Origin of the sequence: Rhodococcus jostii RHA1 (assembly GCF_000014565.1) — a bacterium.
GTDB classification, from domain to species: Bacteria; Actinomycetota; Actinomycetes; order Mycobacteriales; family Mycobacteriaceae; genus Rhodococcus_F; species Rhodococcus_F jostii_A.
Genome location: NC_008268.1, coordinates 7,680,770 through 7,699,607, shown reverse-complemented (window position 1 = coordinate 7,699,607; position 18,838 = coordinate 7,680,770). Strand labels below are relative to the sequence as shown.

The 18,838-nt window shown below is 68.9% G+C and carries 16 protein-coding genes; 10 read left to right on the top strand and 6 right to left on the bottom strand.

Annotated elements, in window-relative coordinates; genetic code table 11:
* Window positions 1-4 precede the first annotated feature (4 nt).
* The 4 genes from RHA1_RS35110 to RHA1_RS35095 all read left to right on the top strand — a co-directional run bounded on the left by RHA1_RS35110 (window position 5) and on the right by RHA1_RS35095 (window position 4,220).
* Complete coding sequence (locus RHA1_RS35110) at window positions 5-949, top strand: ABC transporter ATP-binding protein (RefSeq protein ID WP_011598887.1); 945 nt, start codon at window positions 5-7, stop codon at window positions 947-949.
* A complete protein-coding gene (locus RHA1_RS35105) occupies window positions 946-1,746 on the top strand; it encodes an ABC transporter permease (RefSeq protein WP_011598886.1) in 801 nt (266 codons plus the stop codon). The genes RHA1_RS35110 and RHA1_RS35105 overlap by 4 nt, the downstream gene beginning before the upstream one ends.
* Entirely contained in the window at window positions 1,743-3,188 is a 1,446-nt protein-coding gene (locus tag RHA1_RS35100; protein ID WP_011598885.1) for a hypothetical protein, read from the top strand. The genes RHA1_RS35105 and RHA1_RS35100 overlap by 4 nt, the downstream gene beginning before the upstream one ends.
* A 69-nt stretch (window positions 3,189-3,257) precedes the next feature.
* A complete protein-coding gene (locus tag RHA1_RS35095) occupies window positions 3,258-4,220 on the top strand; it encodes a COX15/CtaA family protein (protein WP_011598884.1) in 963 nt (320 codons plus the stop codon).
* Here RHA1_RS35095 and RHA1_RS35090 read toward each other — a convergent pair.
* On the bottom strand, window positions 4,217-4,582 hold the full coding sequence (locus RHA1_RS35090; RefSeq protein ID WP_016880338.1) for a hypothetical protein: 366 nt from the start codon (window positions 4,580-4,582) through the stop codon (window positions 4,217-4,219). The genes RHA1_RS35095 and RHA1_RS35090 overlap by 4 nt on opposite strands.
* Before the next feature lie 80 nt (window positions 4,583-4,662).
* On the opposite strand from RHA1_RS35090, the gene RHA1_RS35085 reads away from it, so the two are divergent.
* Window positions 4,663-5,628 carry a quinone oxidoreductase family protein gene (locus tag RHA1_RS35085; protein WP_011598882.1) on the top strand — a complete coding sequence of 322 codons (966 nt, stop codon included), beginning with the start codon at window positions 4,663-4,665 and terminating at the stop codon, window positions 5,626-5,628.
* Window positions 5,629-5,712: 84 nt separating this feature from the next.
* Here RHA1_RS35085 and RHA1_RS35080 read toward each other — a convergent pair whose 3' ends face one another.
* The gene (locus RHA1_RS35080) at window positions 5,713-6,696 is read right to left on the bottom strand and encodes a heme o synthase (protein WP_009480452.1); all 984 of its coding nucleotides are present in this window, start codon (window positions 6,694-6,696) and stop codon (window positions 5,713-5,715) included.
* A 216-nt stretch (window positions 6,697-6,912) separates the two neighbouring features.
* Between RHA1_RS35080 and tkt the strand changes: the two genes are divergently transcribed.
* The 5 genes from tkt to pgl are packed head-to-tail and all read left to right on the top strand — an operon-like array spanning window position 6,913 to window position 13,348.
* Window positions 6,913-9,021, top strand: a complete 2,109-nt coding sequence (gene tkt / locus RHA1_RS35075) for a transketolase (protein ID WP_011598881.1) — start codon at window positions 6,913-6,915, stop codon at window positions 9,019-9,021.
* 6 nt (window positions 9,022-9,027) lie between these two features.
* Window positions 9,028-10,152, top strand: a complete 1,125-nt coding sequence (gene tal, locus RHA1_RS49045; RefSeq protein ID WP_011598880.1) for a transaldolase — start codon at window positions 9,028-9,030, stop codon at window positions 10,150-10,152.
* A gap of 3 nt (window positions 10,153-10,155) precedes the next feature.
* Window positions 10,156-11,700, top strand: a complete 1,545-nt coding sequence (gene zwf, locus RHA1_RS49040; RefSeq protein ID WP_011598879.1) for a glucose-6-phosphate dehydrogenase — start codon at window positions 10,156-10,158, stop codon at window positions 11,698-11,700.
* Window positions 11,701-12,612 (top strand): glucose-6-phosphate dehydrogenase assembly protein OpcA, encoded by a 912-nt coding sequence (gene opcA, locus RHA1_RS35060; protein WP_009480448.1) that lies wholly within the window; start codon window positions 11,701-11,703, stop codon window positions 12,610-12,612. It begins immediately after the preceding gene.
* A complete protein-coding gene (gene pgl, locus RHA1_RS35055) occupies window positions 12,605-13,348 on the top strand; it encodes a 6-phosphogluconolactonase (RefSeq protein WP_005564790.1) in 744 nt (247 codons plus the stop codon). Before opcA ends, pgl begins: the two co-directional genes overlap by 8 nt.
* 321 nt (window positions 13,349-13,669) lie before the next feature.
* Here the strand turns inward: pgl and ppc are convergent, their stop codons facing one another.
* The 4 genes from ppc to RHA1_RS35035 all read right to left on the bottom strand — a co-directional run bounded on the left by ppc (window position 13,670) and on the right by RHA1_RS35035 (window position 18,832).
* Window positions 13,670-16,426 (bottom strand): phosphoenolpyruvate carboxylase, encoded by a 2,757-nt coding sequence (gene ppc / locus RHA1_RS35050; RefSeq protein WP_011598878.1) that lies wholly within the window; start codon window positions 16,424-16,426, stop codon window positions 13,670-13,672.
* A 46-nt stretch (window positions 16,427-16,472) separates the two neighbouring features.
* Entirely contained in the window at window positions 16,473-16,706 is a 234-nt protein-coding gene (gene secG / locus RHA1_RS35045) for a preprotein translocase subunit SecG (RefSeq protein ID WP_005241788.1), read from the bottom strand.
* Between the two features lie 125 nt (window positions 16,707-16,831).
* Window positions 16,832-17,617, bottom strand: a complete 786-nt coding sequence (gene tpiA / locus RHA1_RS35040; protein ID WP_011598877.1) for a triose-phosphate isomerase — start codon at window positions 17,615-17,617, stop codon at window positions 16,832-16,834.
* Window positions 17,618-17,620: 3 nt separating this feature from the next.
* Window positions 17,621-18,832: a phosphoglycerate kinase gene (locus tag RHA1_RS35035; RefSeq protein WP_009480445.1), complete on the bottom strand. Its 1,212-nt coding sequence runs from the start codon at window positions 18,830-18,832 to the stop codon at window positions 17,621-17,623.
* Window positions 18,833-18,838 lie beyond the last annotated feature (6 nt).

The following is an 18,838-nucleotide window of genomic DNA, read 5'->3' as shown; positions in this document are numbered from 1 at the left end:
CCCCGTGACCTCGCGAACGCCCGGATCGGCGCAACCTGCTGTACGCCTGGAAGGCGTGGTGAAGACCTTCGACGGTGTGAGGGCCGTCGACGGACTCGATCTCACCGTCGAACCTGCACAGGTGGTCGCGTTGCTCGGTCCGAACGGCGCGGGTAAGACCACCACCGTCGAAATGTGTGAGGGCTTCGTCCGGCCGGACAGCGGCACCGTCCGCGTCCTCGGACTCGACCCCGTCGCGGAGGCCGGCGCCGTCCGGGCCCGGATCGGTGTGATGCTCCAGGGCGGCGGCGCCTACCCCGGTTCCCGCGCCGGAGAGATGCTCGACCTCGTCGCGGCCTACTCGGCCGACCCCCTCGACCCGGACTGGTTGCTGCGCAGCCTCGGACTCGAGGATTCCCGTCGCACCCCCTACCGCAGGCTGTCGGGCGGGCAGCAGCAGCGCCTGTCCCTGGCCTGCGCGCTGGTCGGCAGGCCGGAATTGGTCTTCCTCGACGAACCCACCGCCGGACTCGACGCCCAGGCCCGCCTGCTCGTGTGGGAACTGATCGACGCCCTGCGCCGCGACGGCGTCAGTGTGCTGCTGACGACGCACCTGATGGACGAGGCCGAGGAACTCGCGGACCGGCTCGTCATCATCGACCACGGGTCGATCGTCGCGGCAGGCACGCCCGCCGAGGTCACCAGCCGCGGCGCCGAGGGCCAGTTGCGGCTCAGCGCGCCCGCCGGTCTGGACACCGAGCCCCTCGCCAAAGCCCTCCCCGACGGTTTCCGGGTGGCCGAATCCGGACCGGGCACCTACCTCGTCGAAGGGCCGATCGATCCGAAGGTGGTGGCGTCGGTCGCGTCGTGGTGTGCCGATCTGGACGCCCTGATCAGCGATATCCGCGTCGACCAGCGCAGCCTCGAGGACGTCTTCCTCGAACTCACCGGCCGGGAACTGAGGGGATGACGATGAGCACCAGTGACCGTCTGACGGAGAATCGTTTCGCCCCGGGCACGTTCGCACCCGACCCCCGACCGAGTGGCGCGGCGGTCATGCTGCGGGCGCAGACCGCGCTCGAACTCAAACTGCTCCTACGCAACGGCGAACAGCTGCTGCTGACCATGTTCATCCCGATCACACTGCTCATCGGCCTGTGCCTGCTGCCCATCGGCGACCTCGGAACGTCGCGGGTCGACAAGGTCGTGCCCGCCGTCATGATGGTGGCGGTGATGTCCACCGCGTTCACCGGCCAGGCCATCGCGGTCGGCTTCGACCGCCGGTACGGGGCCCTCAAGCGACTCGGCGCCACCCCCCTGCCGAGGTGGGGGATCATCGCCGGGAAGAGCGCCGCCGTGGTCATCGTCGTCGCCCTGCAGTCGGTGCTCCTCGGTGCGATCGGACTGGCGCTCGGCTGGCGTCCGAGTGCGTGGGGACTGGTTCTCGGCGCCGTAATCATCGCCCTCGGCACCGTGACGTTCGCGGCGATGGGACTGCTGCTCGGCGGCACCCTCCGCGCCGACATCGTCCTCGCCCTGGCCAACATCCTGTGGTTCGTGATGGTCGGCGTCGGCAGCGTGGTGTTCGCCACCGGCGAGCTGCCCTGGCTCCTCCACACCGGGGCCCGGCTGATCCCGTCCGGTGCGCTCGCGCACGCGCTCGACGCCGCACTGTCGGGGTCGGTGGATCTGCTCAGCGTCGTCGTCCTCGTCGTCTGGGGTGCGGCCGCGGGAGCCCTGGCGGCCCGGACGTTCCGATTCACGTGATCCGCCGACCTGCAGCCCGGCGCGCCCGCAGCGCCGGCACCGTTCTGGCAGTCCTGCTCGCCGTCCTCGGCTGCGGCACCCTGCCCGCGGGCGCCGCACCGCAGTGGGGTCCGCCCGCCGCGCCGAACCCGTTCCTCGGACCCGCGGGCACGTCCACGATGCACGGCGACGCGGGATCCACCGACGTGACTCCGCTGCCCGGTCCCGGCACCGGCCCGTTCACCCTGTCCGCATACCCGCTGGTCTCGGCGTGCCCCACCCTCCTGCAGGGTTCCGACCGGCTCGTCGTCGCCTTGTGCACAACCGTGGCCGGCCAGGTCCCCACCGTTCACCTCATCGACCCCGCCGCCCCCGCCGCCCCGTTCGGCAACTCGCTCGCCACGTTCGCGCTGGCGAAGGGCAGCCTCCTGGGCGGCGTGTACGCGTTCCTCGACAACGACAACCGGCTGGTCGTGGTGGACGGCAACCGTCAGCTACTGCGCCTCGGACATTCGCAGGATCCCGAAGGCCGCTGGCGGATCACCGTCGACTCGCGCGTCGACCTGTCCGGCAGTGTACCGGCGGGCGACAACGTGACCGGGCTGACGCCGGACTGGCAGGGCAACGTCTGGTTCGCCACGGGTGGCGGCGTCGTCGGAGCCGTGGATCGCGCCGGCGTCGCGCATGCTCTGCCGTTGGCCGCGGGCGAACAGGTCCAGAACAGCATCTCCACCTCGCCCGCCGGCACCGCGGTCGCGACGACGCATGCCCTGTACCAGTTCACGCTCCGCGACGGCGCGGTGCGTGTGGACTGGCGGCGTGACTACGACCGCGGTCCGGACCGTAAGCCGGGGCAACTCAGCCACGGCACCGGGTCCACCCCCACCTACTTCGGACCGTCGACCGGCAGCGATTTCGTCGCGATCGTCGACAACGCCGACCCGGAGGTGAGTCTTCGGGTCTTCCGCGCCGATTCCGGTGACGAGATCTGCTCCGTCCCGGTGCTCGGCAGCCCGGGCGGCAGCGAGAACTCCCCGATCGGCATCGCCAATTCGGTGTACGTCGCGGGGACGTACGGCTACCCGCATCCCGCGGTTCCGGACGGCGCGGGCCCGGCGGTGCCGACGAACGCCCCGTTCACCGGCGGCATGACCCGTGTCGACATCGACCCGATCGGCTGCCACCAGGTGTGGAGCAACGACGTCCGCAGCGCGGCGGTGCCCCATCTCTCGACCGGCGACGGGCTCCTGTACACCGTGATCCGTCACGGGTTCGACGTCACGACGCCCCTGGACGGCTTCTCGTTCGCGGTGATCGATCCGGCGGACGGTTCGGTCGAGCACACCAGCCCACTCCCCGGCACCGCGGTCAACGACACCCTGCAGATGTCCGGACTCGTCACCGACACCGGCGACTTCTGGCAGGGCACGGTGACCGGCATCCTGCGTATTCGCGGTGAGTAGCACGGAGTCGAACGCGTCGCCACCGGCCCAACGACACGCTGTAGTTGACGGCCCTCTACCATCGACGTCGTGCTGTATCGCGGGTTTCTGAGCCTGGTAGACCGTCTCCCCCTTCCGTCGCTGACCGTGCAGCGTGTCATCGCGTTCGCGGTGATCCTCACGCAGGGCGGTATCGCCGTCACCGGGGCCGTCGTGCGGGTGACCGCGTCCGGCCTCGGGTGCCCCACCTGGCCGCAGTGCTTCCCCGGCAGTTTCGTGCCGGTCGGGCACGGCGAGGTCGCCGTCGTCCATCAGGCGGTCGAGTTCGGCAACCGGTTGCTCACGTTCGTCGTCGTCGTGGCCGCGGCTCTGATCGTTCTCGCGGTCACCCGCGCCCGCCGTCGTCGAGAGGTCCTCGTCTACGCGTGGATGATGCCTCTCGGCACCGTCGTGCAGGCCGTGATCGGCGGTGTCACGGTGCTGACCGGACTGCTGTGGTGGACGGTGGCGGTGCACCTGCTCGCGTCGATGGCGATGGTGTGGCTTGCGACCGTGATGTACGCGAAGATCTGCGAACCCGACGATGCACCGGCAATCGACGTGATCCCTGCCCCGCTGCGATGGCTCACCGCGCTGTCGGGTGTCGCTCTGGCCGGGGTGCTCGCCGCCGGAACGCTGGTCACGGGCGCCGGACCGCACGCGGGAGACAAGAGTCTCGACCGCGTGGTTCCGCGCCTCGAGGTGGAGATCGTCACGCTCGTGCACCTGCATGCCCAACTGCTGGTGGGCTACCTGGCGTTGCTGGTCGGCCTGTGCTTCGGCCTGTACGCCGTGGGCGCCACCCGCGCGGTGAAGATCCGCGTGCAGGTTCTGCTCGCACTGGTGGTGGCGCAGGCGCTGATCGGACTCGTCCAGTTCTTCACGAACGTTCCCGCGGCCCTGGTGGCATTCCACGTCGCGGGTGCCGGGTTATGCACCGCGGCCACCGCGGCGGTGTGGGCTGCGGGACGCACCCGCGAGTACGTCACGCAGCCGGACACCGCGAGCGTCTAGCGCTCGTTGCGTGCCTTCGGGAACCGCGTCTGCCGCGCGACCCAGCCGGCCATCTTCTGGAAGTGACCCTTGCGGGGCGTGACGATGCTGGTGATCGCGCGGTCCCACTCCGAGACGGTGACGTCGTCGAAGGATGCGACGACGGCGTTCGCGGTGGCGAGATCCTTGACCACCTGGTCGCCGAGGATGCCGTCGGCGCCGACGAGCGTGATGCGGACGCCGGCGAGTCCGATCGGCTGGATGACGGCACTGGCGGAACCGCCGTGCTCGGCCACGAACTTTTTGATCGCGTCGACCGTGTGGGACGGCAGCGAGGGCGCCGGGCTCGCGGGCGCCTGTTCGGCATGGGTGTCGGTACTCATGACCCCGAGAATACTGGGCGGTAGCGGCATCGTGTCCGCCAGGCTCCGTACGGCGGCCCGCGCCGTGTAGAACTGAAACCATGCGCGCTATACAGGTTTCCCGTCTCGGTGGTCCCGACGTCCTCGAACCGGCAGAGGTTCCCGAACCCCGGATCGGGGCGACGGATCTTCTGGTTCGCACCGACGCGATCGGCATCAACTTCATCGACACCTACTTCCGGACTGGGCTGTACCCACGGCCGTTGCCCTACGTTCCCGGAGACGAGGGCTCCGGTGTCGTGGAGGCCGTCGGCGGCGACGTGACCGGTATCGCTCCTGGTGACCGGGTGGCCTGGTGCTCCGGCCCCGGCAGTTACGCCGAGAAGGTGGTCGTCCCCGCGGCGGTCGCAATCGCGGTCCCGGACTCCGTGCCCGCCCCGCAGGCCGCTTCCGCTCTGCTGCAGGGAATGACGGCCCACTACCTGGCCCACTCCACCTACCCGATCCGGTCCGGCGACACCGTCCTCGTCCACGCCGGAGCGGGCGGAGTCGGTCTGCTGCTGACCCAGATGGCGACCACGCTGGGCGCGCGGGTGATCACCACCGTGTCCTCCGACGCCAAGGAACAACTGTCCCGTGACGCCGGCGCCTACGAGGTGCTGCGATACGACGACGACATCGCCGCCCGGGTGCGTGAACTGACGGACGGCGACGGGGTCGCAGCCGCCTACGACGGTGTCGGAGCGTCCACGTTCGAGGCCAGTCTCGCGTCGGTACGGATCCGGGGGACGGTCGCGTTGTTCGGTGCGGCCAGTGGCCCGGTGCCGCCGTTCGATCCGCAACGGCTGAACCCGGCCGGTTCGCTGTTCCTCACCCGGCCGACCCTCGCGCACTACATCCGAAACCGTGAGGAACTGACGTGGCGGGCCGGAGACGTGTTCTCCGCCCTCGCCGACGGTTCGCTGACGGTCCGGGTGGGCGCGGAGTACCCGCTCGCGCGGGCCGAGGAGGCGCACCGCGACCTGGAGGCGCGTGCGACGACGGGATCGATCGTGCTGGTGCCCTGACGCGGAGCGTCGAGTCAGGCCCTGACGCGGAGCGTCAACTCAGGCCCTGACGCGGAGCGTCAACTCAGGCCCTGACACGGAGCGTCAGCTCAGCAGGCTGCCGACGGTCTGCAGTCCCAGCACCGAGTCGACGGCGAGACCGACGAAGACGACAGCCAGATAGTTGTTGGACTGCAGGAACAGGCGGAGCGGTTTCACGGCCGCTCCGCCTCGGACGCTGCGGTACAGCTGATGGGCCATCAGCAGGAACCAGGCGCCCGCGACGAGGGTCACGGCGGCATAGACGACACCCGCGGCCGGGACGAGCGTGAGCGACGTGATCACCATCGCCCAGCTGTACAGCAGGATCTGCTTGGTGACGTGCTCCTCGGTGGCGATCACCGGCAGCATCGGGACACCGGCCGCCTTGTAGTCCTCCTTGTACCGCATGGCGAGGGCCCACGTGTGCGGCGGCGTCCAGAAGAAGATGACCAGGAACAGCACGATGGGCTGCCAGCTCAGCGACCCGGTGACCGCCGACCAGCCGACCATGACGGGCATGCAGCCGGCGGCGCCGCCCCAGACCACGTTCTGCCATGTCCGGCGTTTGAGGACCATCGTGTACACGAGCACGTAGAACGCGATGGTCAGGACGACCAGGCAGCCGGCGAGCAGGTTGGCCCGCCACCACAGCCACAGGAACGACGCGACACCGAGCGTCATGCCGAACACGAACGCGTGGGACGTCGGGACCGCGTCGCGGGCCAGCGGCCGGCGGGCGGTGCGCTTCATGACCTTGTCGATGTCGGCGTCGACGACGCAGTTGAGCGAGTTCGCACTCGCCGCACCCATCCATCCGCCGAACAGCGTGCTGAGGATCAGCGCGATGTCGACGTTGCCGCGATCCGCCAGCAGCATCGCCGGGATGGTGGCGACCAGCAGCAGCTCGATCACCCGCGGCTTGGTCAATGCGATGTAGGCCAGGACCTTGCCCGTGACGCGACCCAGCACCGTACCGGTGTCGGTCGCGCGGGGGGCGGGGCTGGGGCTGCCGAAGCCGTGTCCGCTCGGCTGATGCCCTGTCCGCACGTTCTCTCCTCGCACCACGCGTAATTCCATATCCGAATGCCGGCGCCTGCTCCCGAAGTCCTTCGCGACCGCCGGCCGTCTACTACAAACGATGGTAGACCGCCGTAATGCGCGAACCGAATCGACCCGGATACGACCGCACACTAGGCTGGAGTCGCACAAGAGGCCCACGCATCCTCAGGCTCCACGTTCACCCATGTCAGGAGACTTCTGCCCGTGTCGATCACAGACGACATCCACGTCCTCACGCAACCGGTTCACCCCGCCGACTGGACCGAACTGGACACCAAGGCCGTCGACACCATCCGGGTGCTCGCCGCGGACGCGGTGCAGAAGGTCGGCAACGGCCACCCCGGCACGGCCATGAGCCTCGCGCCCCTCGCCTACACCCTGTTCCAGCGCGTCATGCGCCACGACCCCACCGACGCCGACTGGATCGGCCGCGACCGGTTCGTGCTGTCCTGCGGGCACTCCAGCCTCACCCTTTACATCCAGCTGTACCTCGCCGGCTACGGGCTCGAACTCGACGACCTGGAAGCATTGCGCACCTGGGGCTCGAAGACCCCCGGCCACCCCGAACACGGCCACACCCGCGGCGTCGAGATCACCACCGGACCGCTCGGTCAGGGCCTCGCCTCCGCCGTGGGCATGGCCATGGCCGCCCGCCGTGAGCGCGGCCTCTTCGACCCCGAGCCCGCGCTCGGCGACAGCCCGTTCGACCACCACATCTACGTCATCGCCTCCGACGGGGACATCGAGGAGGGCGTCACCTCCGAGGCCTCCTCCATCGCCGGCGTCCAGCAGCTCGGCAACCTGACGCTGATCTACGACGACAACAAGATCTCCATCGAGGACGACACCGCGATCGCGCTGTCCGAGGACACCGCCGCCCGCTACGAGGCGTACGGCTGGCACGTGCAGATCGTCGAGGGCGGCGAGAACGTCGTCGCCATCGAAGAGGCCCTGAACAAGGCCCGCGAGGTCACCGACAAGCCGTCGCTGATCCTGCTCCGCACCATCATCGGCTTCCCCGCACCGACCAAGATGAACACGGGCGCGGCGCACGGCGCCGCCCTCGGTGCCGACGAGGTCGCGGCCGTGAAGAAGGCTCTCGGCTTCGATCCGGACAAGACGTTCGAGGTCGCCGACGAGGTCATCGCCCACACCCGCAAGGTCGTCGAGCGCGGCGCGCAGGCACACAAGCAATGGCAGGCCCAGTACGACGAGTGGACGCAGCGCGCCCCCGAGGGCAAGAAGCTCCTCGACCGTCTGATCGGCCGCGACCTTCCCGCCGGCTGGGCCGACGTCCTCCCCACCTGGGAGCCGGATCCCAAGGGCGTCGCGACCCGCAAGGCATCCGCCGCCGTTCTCAACGCCGTCGGGCCGGTGCTCCCCGAACTGTGGGGCGGCTCCGCCGACCTCGCCGAGAGCAACAACACCACCATCAAGGGCGCCGACTCGTTCGGTCCCGAAGCCATCTCCACCCGGATGTGGACGGCCCAGCCCTACGGCCGCACCCTGCACTTCGGGGTCCGCGAACACGCCATGGGCTCTATCCTCAACGGCATTGCGCTGCACGGACCGACCCGCCCCTACGGTGGCACCTTCCTCGTCTTCAGCGACTACATGCGTCCCGCTGTGCGGCTCGCCGCGATCATGAAGACCCCGGTCACCTACGTGTGGACGCACGACTCCATCGGACTCGGTGAGGACGGGCCCACCCACCAACCGATCGAACACCTCGCCGCGCTGCGCGCGATCCCCGGCCTGTACGTCGTGCGGCCCGGCGACGCCAACGAGACCGCCCACGCCTGGCGCGCCGTCCTCGAGAAGGGCGCCGACGAGGCCACCCGCGCTCCCGCCGGCCTCGCCCTGACCCGCCAGGACCTGCCCGTCCTCGAGGGCACCAGCTACGAGGGTGTCTCCCGCGGCGGCTACGTCCTCGCCGACGCGTCCACCGGCGCACCGGAGGTCGTGCTCATCGGCACCGGGTCCGAGCTGCAGCTCGCCGTGGCCGCCCGCGAGACCCTCGAGGCCGACGGCATCCCCACCCGGGTCGTGTCCATGCCCTGCGTCGAATGGTTCGACGCCCAGGACCAGGCCTACCGCGACGGCGTCCTCCCCCCGACGGTCAAGGCGCGGGTCTCCGTTGAAGCCGGCATCTCCATGCCCTGGTACCGCTTCGTCGGCGACGCGGGCGAAATCGTGTCCATCGAGCACTTCGGCGCGTCCGCCGACTACAAGACCCTGTTCCGCGAGTTCGGTTTCACCGCCGAAGCCGTCACCGCCGCCGCACAGCGCTCGCTCGCACGCGTGAAGGGATAGACAGCCATGACTCAGAACCCCAACCTCCAGAAGCTCTCCGAAGCAGGCGTGTCGGTGTGGCTCGACGACCTCTCCCGTGACCGCATCGAGTCCGGCAACCTCGCCGAGCTCATCGCGACCAAGAGCGTCGTCGGTGTCACCACCAACCCGTCGATCTTCCAGGCCGCACTCAGCAAGGGCCACGTCTACGACGCACAGGTCCGGGAGCTCGCCGAGCGCGGTGCCGACGTCGAGGCCACCATCCGCACGGTGACCACCGACGACGTGCGCGCCGCCTGCGACGTCCTCGCCCCGCAGTTCGAGGCGAGCCACGGCGTCGACGGCCGGGTGTCCATCGAGGTCGACCCGCGCCTCGCGCACGACGCCGACAAGACGGTCGCGCAGGCCGTCGAACTGTGGAAGATCGTCGACCGCCCCAACCTGTTCATCAAGATCCCGGCCACCGAGGCCGGTATCCCGGCCATCGCCAAGGTGCTCGGTGAGGGCATCAGCGTCAACGTCACGCTGATCTTCTCCGTGGAGCGCTACGAGCTCGTCATGGGCGCCTACCTGGACGGCCTCGAGGCCGCGAAGGCGGCCGGTCACGACCTGTCCCGCATCCACTCGGTGGCCTCGTTCTTCGTCTCCCGCGTCGACACGGAGATCGACAAGCGGCTCGACAAGATCGGCACCCCTGAGGCGCTTGCGCTGCGCGGCAAGGCGGCGCTCGCCAACGCCCGCCTCGCGTACGCCGCGTACCAGCAGGTCTTCGAGGTGCAGCCGCGGTTCCAGGGTCTGCTGCCGGACGGTGCGCGCCCGCAGCGCGCGCTCTGGGCGTCGACCGGAGTCAAGAACCCCGACTACCCCGACACCCTGTACGTCTCCGAACTGGTGGCTCCGAACACAGTGAACACGATGCCCGAGAAGACTCTCGACGCGTTCGCCGATCACGGTGAGGTCGTCGGCGACACCGTCTCCGGCACCGCGGTCGAGTCGCAGGAGGTGTTCGACAAGCTCAGCGCCGTCGGCATCGATCTCACAGACGTGTTCAAGGTCCTCGAGGACGAGGGTGTGGACAAGTTCGAGGTGTCCTGGACCGAGCTTCTGGAGGCCACCGCGGAGCAGCTGCGCGCAGCAGGGCAGAAGAGCTGATACGTGAGCGAACCCGCAGCGTCAGACGATTGGGTCAATCCACTCCGCGACGGTAGGGACAAGCGCCTACCACGCATCGCCGGGCCGTGTGCGCTGGTGATCTTCGGTGTCACCGGCGACCTGGCCCGGCGCAAGTTGATGCCCGCCATCTACGATCTGGCCAATCGTGGTCTTCTGCCGCCCGGGTTCGCTCTCGTCGGGTTCGCCCGCAGGGATTGGTCGGACGAGGACTTCGGCAAGATCGTCCACGATGCCGTCCGCGACCATTCCCGCACCCCGTTCCGGGAGGACGTCTGGGAGCGACTGTCGGAGGGCCTGCGTTTCGTCAAGGGCAGCTTCGACGACCCGGCGGCCTTCCAGGAACTGGCCCACACTCTCGGGACACTGGAACGCGAACGCGGGACCGGCGGCAATCACGGGTTCTATCTCGCGATTCCGCCGGACGCGTTCCCGGTCGTCCTGAAGCAGCTGTCCGAGGCCGGTCTCGCGCAGTCGAACGACGACCAGTGGCGTCGGGTAGTCATCGAGAAGCCGTTCGGTCACGACCTCGCGAGTGCACGTGAGCTCAACGCGGTCGTGAACGAGGTCTTCCCTGAGGACACGGTCTTCCGGATCGACCACTACCTCGGCAAGGAAACCGTCCAGAACATCCTGGCGTTGCGCTTCGCGAACCAGTTGTTCGATCCGATCTGGAACGCCCACTACGTGGATCACGTCCAGATCACCATGGCCGAGGACATCGGTCTCGGTGGACGCGCCGGGTACTACGACGGCATCGGGGCGGCGCGCGACGTCATCCAGAATCACCTGCTGCAACTCCTCGCGTTCACCGCGATGGAGGAGCCGATCAGCTTCGAACCGTCCGAGTTGCAGGCGGAGAAGATCAAGGTGCTCTCCGCCACCAGGCTCGCCCAGCCGCTCGACGAGACCACCGCGCGCGGCCAGTACGCGGGCGGCTGGCAGGGCGGTACCCGGGTGGTCGGACTGCTGGAGGAGGAAGGGTTCTCGAAGGACTCCACCACGGAAACGTTCGCGGCCATCACCCTCGAGGTCGACACCCGCCGCTGGGCGGGGGTGCCGTTCTACCTCCGCACCGGGAAGCGGCTCGGCCGTCGGGTCACCGAGATCGCCGTGATCTTCAAGCGCGCACCGCATCTGCCGTTCGATCAGACCATGACCGAGGAACTGGGGCAGAACGCCCTCGTCATCCGGGTGCAGCCGGACGAGGGTGTGACCATGCGGTTCGGGTCCAAGGTCCCGGGGTCGAGCATGGAAGTCCGCGACGTCAACATGGACTTCAGCTACGGTCAGGCGTTCACGGAGTCGTCGCCCGAGGCGTACGAGCGCCTCATCCTCGACGTGCTCCTCGGTGAGCCCTCGCTGTTCCCCGTGAACGCCGAGGTGGAACTGTCCTGGGAAATCCTCGACCCCGTGCTCGAGCACTGGGCCGCGGACGGCAGGCCGGAACCGTACGAGGCCGGCACGTGGGGCCCGCCGTCGGCAGACGAAATGATGCACCGCACCGGTCGCGAATGGAGAAGGCCGTAGATGATCACCGACATTCCCGCGACCACCACCGGACAGGTCAACAAGAAACTGGTGGAGCTGCGCAAGACGGGCGGCGCGGTGACCCTGGGACGAGTACTCACGCTGGTGGTGTGCACCCGCGACAGTGAGTACTCGGAGGACATCATCGACGCCGCCAACGAGGCGAGCCGGGAGCATCCGTGCCGCGTCATCGTCGTCGCCTGGGGGTCCCGTGACGCGGAACCCCGCCTGGATGCGCAGATCCGCGTCGGCGGCGACGCCGGCGCGTCGGAGGTCGTCGTGCTGCGCCTCTTCGGCGAACTCGCCGACCACGAGAGCAGCGTGGTGGTGCCGTTCCTCCTCCCAGACACTCCCGTTGTCGTGTGGTGGCCGGAGACCGCCCCGGAGGTTCCCGCCGAGGATCCGGTGGGCAAGCTCGCGATCCGGCGGATCACCGACGCGACCGATCGCGCGGATCCGGCTGCGGAGATCAAGAGCCGCCTGGCGTCGTACTCGTCCGGTGACTCGGACCTGGCCTGGAGCCGCATCACCTACTGGCGTGCGCTCCTGACCTCGGCCGTCGACCAGCCGCCACACTCGCCGATCACGTCGGCGGTGGTGTCCGGACTGGTGGACGAGCCCGCCGTCGACATGATCGCGGGGTGGTTGGCGAGCCGCGTCGACGTCCCGGTCACCCGGCGGGTCGGCCCGTTGTTCGTGGAGATCAACTTCGCCGACGGTGGTGCGTTGACCATCAGCCGCCCCCAGACGGGTACCACGGCGACGCTGTCCCGCACCGGCAAGCCCGATGCGCGGGTCGCGCTCCGCAGGCGGGAAACGAGCGAGTGCCTGGCCGAAGAGCTACGCAGACTCGACCCCGACGAGGTCTACGAGACCGCACTCGCCGGGCTGACGAAGGTGACGTATGAGTGACATCCACGTAGAGGTCCACCCCGACACCGACACGCTGGTGACGAAGGCCGCGGAGCGGTTCGTCGACACCGTCGTCGCCGCCCAGAAGGACCGCGGCACGGCGTCGGTGGTCCTCACCGGCGGCGGCACCGGGATCGGCCTGCTCGAGAAGGTCCGGGAGAACCCGGGCGACATCGACTGGCGTGCGATCGACATCTTCTGGGGTGACGAGCGGTTCCTGCCGGCCGGCGACCCGGAACGCAACGACGTGCAGGCGCGGGCCGCGTTGCTCGACCACGTCGACGTCGATCCCGACCGGGTGCACACCATGCCCGTCGCGGACGGCATCTACGAGAACGATCCGGAGGCGGCCGCCGTCGCGTACGCGCAGGTACTCGGGGCGCACGCCGGAGGCAAGCAGGTCCCGGTGTTCGATGTCCACCTGCTCGGCATGGGCGGTGAGGGACACGTCAATTCGCTGTTCCCCGACACCGACGCGGTACGCGAGGAGCACCGGTTCGTGGTCGCGGTGACGGACTCCCCCAAGCCGCCGCCGGTGCGGGTCACGCTGACCCTGCCCGCCGTCCGGCACGCCGACGAGGTGTGGCTGGTCGTGTCGGGTGACGCGAAGGCCGAGGCCGTGGCCGCCGCCATCGCGGGCGCTCCCCCCGTCGAGATCCCGGCGTCCGGGGCCCGCGGGCTGTCGGCGACCCGGTGGCTGCTCGACACGTCGGCCGCGTCCCGGCTGCCGAACTGACGCTCTCATCCGACGGGGTCCTCGTCGTCGTCCGCCGGTAACCCGGCGGGCGACCGAGGGTCCCGCTCGACCGGTGACCGGGTGACCCGGCATTCGGTGACGATCCGACCGGCACGACGAGGGCTTGCCGTGCTCGTCCCCCGCCGTCCGATTCCCCCGCGCCAATGGTCCGGGTTGCCCGTGCAGCGCCTCATCCGTCGCCCCAATTCGTCTCGGAAACGTTCGTGCTCTTTCCCGTTTTGACGCAGCGAAGGACGGTTCGGTTCCCCCGCCCCGCAAGAAAGTTCACGCACTTCTCGCGGAACGCGGGAACCGGTCCGGCTATCCGCTGTTGCGCAGCGCGGTCGCCAGCCCGTTCATCGTGAGCTGGATGCCACGGCGCGTCTGATCACTGTCGTCCCCGGCCCGGTAGCGGCGCAGCAGTTCCACCTGCAGGTGGTTGAGGGGCTCGAGGTACGGGAACCGATTGTGCACCGACCTCTCCAGACCGGGGTTGTCGGCGAACAGGGTGTCGTTCCCGGTGATCGCCTTGTACATCCGGATGGTCCGCTCGTGCTCCTCGGCGATCTTGCCGAACACCCGTCGGCGGAGTTCCTCGTCGGGAACCAGTTCCGCGTAGCGGGCGGCGAGACCCATGTCGGACTTCGACATCACCATCGCCAGGTTCGACAGCACCGTCCGGAAGAACGGCCACTTCTCGTACAGGCGGGACAGCGTGGCCACCCTCTGGGGGTCGCCCTGCGTCCATTCCTCGAACGCCGCACCCGTGCCGTACCACCCGGGCAGCATGACCCGGGACTGACTCCACGACAGCACCCACGGGATCGCTCGGAGGTCGGAGATGGACGTGGTCTGCTTCCGTGAGGCCGGGCGGCTGCCGATGTTGAGGGCCCCGATCTCCGCGACCGGAGTCGACATCTCGAAGTACTCCACGAATCCGGGTGTCTCGTGCACCAATTCGCCGTAGGCGCGGCGGGCCAGCGCGGCGAGCTCGTCGAGGATGCGGTATGCCGGTTCGGCGTCGTCGCCGAGTCCCTCGACGTCGAGCAGGGTGGCTTCGAGGGTCGCGGCGAGCAGCGTTTCCAGGTTGCGCTGCGCGAGGCGGGGTTCCGCGTACTTGGCGGCGATCACCTCGCCCTGTTCGGTGATCCGCAGCGACCCGGCCACCGCGCCGGGCGGTTGCGCGAGGATCGCCTCGTAGCTGGGTCCGCCGCCGCGACCCACGGTGCCGCCGCGACCGTGGAAGAGCCGCAACCGGATTCCCGTCTTGCGGGCGGCGTCCACCAGATCCAGCTCGGCGCGGTACAGCGCCCAGTTGGCCGCCAGGTAGCCGCCGTCCTTGTTGGAATCGGAGTACCCGAGCATCACTTCCTGCGAGTCGCCGCGCGACGTCACCAGGGCCCGGTAGATCGGCACCTCGAGGGTGGCCTCGAGGGTGGCGGCCCCCTGCTGCAGGTCCTCGATCGTCTCGAACAGCGGCACGATGCCCACCGGGCAGGACGGCGCCTCCCCCGATCCGGGGTCGAGCAGACCCACCTCCTTCAGCAGCACAGCGGCCTCGAGCATGTCGCTGACGGAGGTGCACATGCTGATGATGTAGTTGGGCACGGCGCCCGCACCGAGTGTCCGGACCGCCTCGGCGCCGGCCTGGAGGATGGCGAGCTCCTTCGCGGTCAGCTCGCTGAACTCCGCGTTCGCGGTGGTCAGTGGGCGCCGGGTGGACAGCTCCGCCGACAGCAACTCCACCCGCTCGTCCTCGGACAGCGACGGGTAGTCGGGGTGCACGCCCGCCCACGCCAGCAGCTCGGCGACGACGGTCTCGTGCACGTCCGAGTTCTGCCGCATGTCCAGTCCGGAGAGGTGGAAACCGAACACCTCCACCGAGTCCCGCAGGTTCGCCAGCCCGTCGTCGGCGATGGTGCCGTCACCTCCGCGCCGCAGGGAGTCGTCGACGACGTCGAGTTCGTCGAGCATCTGCCGCGGGGTGTCGTAGGGTGCGAGCCCGAGGTCGAGCCCGTGATCGGGTGCCTCACCCAGAATGCGGTGCGCGGTGGCCGTGAGACGCCCCCGGATACCCCGAATCGCGCGCCGGTACGGCTCGTCGGCGCGGAACGGGGAATCGTCCTGCGAGGCCGCGGCCAGGAGGTCGAGTGCGGGCGTGACGGTGACGAGGCGAGCCGACATGGACAGTTCGCGCTCGAGCGTCTCGAGTTCCCCGAGGTGATGCTCGAGGGCGGTGGCCGCGGCACGGGTGGTGGCCTGCCGGACCACCTCGTCGGTGACGTACGGGTTGCCGTCGCGGTCGCCGCCGATCCACGAGCCGGGGCGCAGAATCGGTTCCCGGCCCAGATCCGCGTCCGGCCACCGCGATCGCAGGGCGCCGCGCAGTTCGGCGTTGATCTTCGGGACGACCTCGAACAGTGCCGCGTCGTAGTACCGCAGCCCGACCTCGATCTCGTCCTGGATCCGCAACCGCGACAACCGGATCAGCGCGGTCTGCCACAGGGTGAGGATCTGCCGCCGCAGCCGGACGTCGACGTCGGCCGTCTCGCTCTCGGTCAGGGCGGTCCGCTCGCGGTAGCGCATCAGTTCGGTGATGCGGGACTGGGTTTCGAACACCGTCCGGCGGCGGGTCTCGGTGGGGTGGGCGGTGATGACCGGCGACACGAGCGCCCCGCGCAACGCGTCCGCGACGACGGCGCTGTCGAGGTGCGCAGCGTCGAGTTTGGCGAACGTGGCGGTCAGGGTGCTGTCGGGGGCGGGTTCACCGGCGGCGACGTGGACGGCACGCCGGCGTTCACGGTGGATGTCCTCGGCGAGATTGGCCAGCAGGGCGAAGTGGCTGAAGGCCCGGATGACGGGAATGGTGTCGCTCGTGGACACCTGGGTGAACATGTCCGCCAGATCTGCGCGGTCGATCTCGGAACGACGAACCCGGAACGATTCGACCCTGGCCTTCTCGACGAGGTCGAAGACGCTGTCCCCGGCCTGTTCCCGCACTATCTGACCGAGGATGCCGCCCAGGAGCCGAATGTCTTCGCGGAGTGGTTCAGTGGCCTCACGTGGGGTTTCGATCATTCATCCAGTATCGACCGGTGACGGCCCGTCCGCATGATGAAGCCGATCAGCCGAACTTGATCTCCAGGCCGATTCCGATGATCGCGATCAGCCAGATCAGGCCGGTGAAGACGGTAAGCCGGTCGAGGTTCTTCTCGACCACGGTGGAACCGGACAGACTCGACTGGACGCCGCCACCGAACAGGCTGGACAGACCGCCGCCCTTACCGCGGTGCAGCAGCACCAGCAGAATCAGCAGCAAGCTGGTGACCACCAGCAGGATATCCAGGAACAGTTCCATGTCTGTCTACGTCCACCCATCCAGTAGGAACAACAACGACCTCGTACACCCTACAGGCGCTGCCCGCCCGTGCGCCTTTCCGGTAGCTGTAGGTACCGGAAAGGCGCACGGGCGCCGAAGGCGCCTTACGGCAGAGGTCCGCCCGCAGCGATCGCCGACAGCGTCGCGAACTCGTCGGCCTTCAGTGAGGCGCCGCCCACGAGGGCGCCGTCCACATCCGTCTGACCGACGATCTCGCCGACGTTCTTGGCGTTGACGCTGCCGCCGTAGAGAACGCGGACACCGGACGCGACGTCCTGCGAGGCCAGCTCACCGAGCGTGGCGCGGATCGCGGCGCAGACTTCCTGCGCGTTCGCGGCACTGGCCACGCGGCCGGTTCCGATGGCCCACACCGGCTCGTACGCGATGACGACCTTCGCGATGTCCTCGCCGGACAGTCCGGCGAGCGAGCCCCGCAACTGCTCGACGTTGTAGGACACGTGCTCGCCGGCCTCGCGGACGTCGAGGCCCTCACCGATGCAGACGATCGGGGTGATCCCGTTCTTCAGCGCGGCCTTGGTCTTGGCCAGCACGGTGTCGTTGTCCTCGCAGTGCAGGGTTCGACGCTCCGAGTGCCCGACGACGACGAACGTGCAGCCCAGCTTGGCCAGCATGGAGCCGCTGATCTCGCCGGTGTACGCACCCGAATCGTGGGCCGAAACGTCCTGCGCACCGTAGGTGAGCAGGAGCTTGTCGCCCTCGACGAGGGTCTGCACGCTGCGGATGTCGGTGAACGGCGGGATCACCGTCACGTCGACCTTGTCGAAGTACTTCGCCGGGAGCGAGAAGGCGATCTTCTGAACCAGCGCGATGGCCTCGAGATGGTTCAGATTCATCTTCCAGTTGCCGGCGATCAGCGGCTTCCGTGCCATGCCTCAGCCCTCCAGAACTGCGATGCCGGGGAGTTCCTTGCCCTCGAGGTACTCGAGGGAGGCGCCGCCGCCGGTGGAGATGTGCGAGAACCCGTCCTCGGGCAGACCGAGCTGGCGGACCGCCGCGGCGGAGTCACCGCCACCGACGACGCTGTACGCGCCCTTCCCGGTGGCCTCGATGATCGCCTCGGCGACACCCTTGGTGCCCGCGGCGAACTTCTCGAACTCGAACACGCCCATCGGGCCGTTCCAGAAGACGGTCTTCGCGCTGGTCAGGATCGCCGCGAACCGGCGAACCGACTGCGGTCCGATGTCGAGGCCCATCCAGCCGTCCGGGATCTCGAGCACCGACACGATCTTCGACTCGGCGTCCGCCGAGAACGAGTCGGCGATGACCACGTCCTGCGGGATGTGGATCACGTCGGCGTACTGCTCGAGCAGCGCCTTGCACGTGTCGATCATCGACTCCTCGCACAGCGAGTTGCCGACCGACACGCCCTGCGCCGCCAGGAACGTGTAGTACATGCCGCCACCGATGACGAGGGTGTCGACCTTGGGGGCCAGCGCCTCGATCACCGCGAGCTTGTCGGACACCTTGGACCCACCCAGCACGACCGCGTACGGCCGCTCGGGCTCCTCGGTGAGCTTGCCGAGCACCTTGATCTCGGCTTCGACGAGCTTGCCCGCGTAATGCGGGAGCAGCTTGGCCACCTCGTACACCGACGCCTGCGCGCGGTGGACGACACCGAATCCGTCGGACACGAACGCGCCGTCGTCGCCGACGAGTTCGACCAGAGCCTTGGCGAGCTTCGTCCGCTCGGCCTCGTCCTTGCTGGTCTCCCGCGGATCGAAGCGGATGTTCTCCAGCAGGAGAACGTCGCCGTCCGTGAGCCCCTCGGCACGTGCGAGAGCGTCCTGCCCGACGACGTCGCCGGCGAGCTGGACGTTGCGTCCCAGCACCTCGGCGAGCTTCACCGCCACCGGTGCGAGGGAATACTGCGGGTCGGGCTCGCCCTTGGGGCGACCCAGATGGGCGGTGACGATGACCTTGGCGCCCGCCTCCGCCAACGCCTTCAGCGTCGGCGCGGAAGCGATGATGCGCCCCGGATCGGTGATCCGGTCACCGTCGAGCGGAACGTTGAGGTCGGAGCGCACCAGCACGGCGCGCCCCTCGACCCCAGCGTTCAGCAGATCGTCGAGAGTCTGAACTGCCACTGTTAC